The sequence below is a fragment of the Lactobacillus selangorensis genome, assembly GCF_001437205.1.
Classification (GTDB): domain Bacteria; phylum Bacillota; class Bacilli; order Lactobacillales; family Lactobacillaceae; genus Paralactobacillus; species Paralactobacillus selangorensis.
The window spans coordinates 1-2,316 of the sequence record NZ_JQAZ01000015.1 but is presented as its reverse complement, the minus strand read 5'-3'; the positions used below and the strand labels follow the sequence as shown (position 1 = coordinate 2,316).

The 2,316-nt window shown below is 44.9% G+C and carries 3 protein-coding genes; 2 read left to right on the top strand and 1 reads right to left on the bottom strand.

All coding sequences use genetic code 11. From position 1 onward, the window contains the following. Positions 1 to 895: endo-beta-N-acetylglucosaminidase (locus IV40_RS10400; RefSeq protein ID WP_420843268.1), on the bottom strand; the 895-nt coding region annotated here is incomplete at its 3' end. Between the two features lie 447 nt (positions 896 to 1,342). On the opposite strand from IV40_RS10400, the gene IV40_RS10640 reads away from it, so the two are divergent. Both IV40_RS10640 and relB read left to right on the top strand, forming a co-directional pair. Continuing rightward, positions 1,343 to 1,663 (top strand): SemiSWEET family transporter, encoded by a 321-nt coding sequence (locus IV40_RS10640; protein WP_082230185.1) that lies wholly within the window; start codon positions 1,343 to 1,345, stop codon positions 1,661 to 1,663. A gap of 315 nt (positions 1,664 to 1,978) precedes the next feature. Beyond that, positions 1,979 to 2,218, top strand: coding sequence for a type II toxin-antitoxin system RelB family antitoxin (relB, locus tag IV40_RS10395; RefSeq protein ID WP_057771276.1), 240 nt, complete (start codon positions 1,979 to 1,981; stop codon positions 2,216 to 2,218). Positions 2,219 to 2,316: the final 98 nt, after the last annotated feature.

Here is a 2,316-nt window from a genome sequence, read left to right as displayed (position 1 = left end):
AAAAGATTCTAAACACGTTCTTAGTGAGCGCATTTTGCCAATCCATCTTACCGTCCTTGGTCATCGAATCGTACCACATCAGGTCCAACTTGCTGCCGGCTTTTTGCTTGTATTCCTTGATCAATTGTTGCATGAGCTGTGCGTGCTTTTTGGTTAGCCCGCTCTTCGTCGTGGACTGATTGTTCTTACCACTAGCGGCGGCGTCAAAGCTCTTCACTTCGGGGTCGGTTTCTTGATTGATGAACCAGCCATCAAACCCATAGGCTTTAGCGACCGCTACCAATTTATCAGCCATTGGAAAATGACCGTCCTTATCTTGCTTCAGGAAGTCATTGAGCCATTTGAGCTTACCGCCACTAACGACCTGCGGAAAGAAAACGGTTCCAAGAACGGGCACACCATTTTTATGAGCGGCATCAATGACATCGGCCGTGGGTGGCACGATCAAGCCTTCACCCGCTGAGCCACCCCAGTAGACGAGTTGATCAATATATTGCCAATTTGAGAAGACGTTGGCGTCAAACGTGTTGATGCCGCGGGGCGCATTCCCACTGGTCGACGCGTTCATAATCGATAATGCGACGACTTTCATTTTAGGGTCCTGGGTTTTGTTGACGGTCGGGAGCTGCCACTTGTCGATGCGCTTGGCCAGTGGTACGGTCGCAACATTGTATTTGGCCTGCTTGTCCTTACTGAATTGCCACTTTAGCAGCTGATTAGGAAACCAGTACGGCGCTTCTGGTTGGTTATCCATTCCTTTATCCAGACTGGCTTCAGCGGTCTGTTTGTAGCTGACTTTGCCACTAGATTGCTGGCTTGAACATGCGGACAAGCTGAGCGCGGCTATCAGTAGGGCAAACGTACTCGCGATTTGGCGTTGCCGTCTTTTTCTCATGATACTGTTCCTCCCTTGATCAAATCTGAGTCACCTGACGAAGACGACCATGGTCATGTGGACTAACGATTGAAAGCACCAGATAATGGCGATAAACGGTAATAAATTAGTGCTTCCGAGGTGGCTATCAATCGTCTTGCTGAGTCGTAACGGCTTCGGTAAAGTCCGGCCACACGACTAAGGTCATCTATACATTACTGGTATGTATGATATATAATTTTTTCAGTAAAAGGTATCGACAAATTAAAGGAATTAAGGGACAAAATAAACTAATTGATGACTGAAACAACGCCAATTTAGATGGTTTATCTGAATTTACGCTCACAGCCTGGTGTGATTAGGGCGGGGCTGAATCATGAAAAGATGTATGAAAGCGTTATCGATGTTGCTTTTTTTTGACTGATTGAAGTCGTGTAGTATAATGACCTACCAGGAAGGTGATTAGTTATTAAATATAAAGTTGATAATGGTGAGTACCCGACTGGTAAGGACGCTGTCGATCCCAAGCGGGTCAAATATCTGAAGTTAATTAGTAAGTTAGCAACCTTTACTTGTATTGCGATGTACGTGTCGTATATTCCGCAAATCATTGATAATTTTACTGGTAATCCGGTGTCGCCGCTCCAACCCCTTGTCGCAATGATCAACGGGATATTATGGACGGGGTATGGCTGGTTCAAGACGTATAAAGACTGGCCAGTCATTATCTCGAATGTCCCTGGGGTTATCTTTGGCTTCATCACCGTTTTAACCGTATATGTTCATTAACCATAACCGAAAATAGATAATAACAATCAGCCGACAGATTTTTTGTCAGTTGTATAGCTAATAAATTCCGCCACTTTGTGCTAACATTGACCACAAAATGGCGGAATTTATTATGGATCGGGATTCAAACGTGCTATTCTTAAGCTCAAAAGCAGCCAGCTGAAGACCGCTGGAAACAAGGCGAGTTAGCGTAAACCTGTATTGGTAGGGGCGTCCGATTCGGCTTCCATCCAGCTCAATATCTTTTAATTATCGTTAATGCTAAATAATAATCAGTGCAACGCGTCTTGTCACGAAATATAGGAGGGGTTAATCATGGCGATAATTTCAGTACGCGTGAGTGACGCCGAAAGGGAATGGCTCCAACAAATGGCGATCTTTCATGGAATCAGTCTATCGGACTTGATCAAGCAATATTCCATGGATCAATTGGAAGATGAGTACGACGCACGCGCCCTTGAGCAGGCCTATCAAGCGTGGCTTAAGGATGACAAGCAAACTGTGTCCATGCAGGACGTGCTAGCCGATTTTGATAAACCGGCTGAAGACGAGTAGACGGGACAGATTAGCTTTTACAATCGCATTTAAGGTTCAACAAAAGTCGCTGCGGTTATAATTGGCAACTGCATTTAAGAACGTGTTTAGAATCTTTT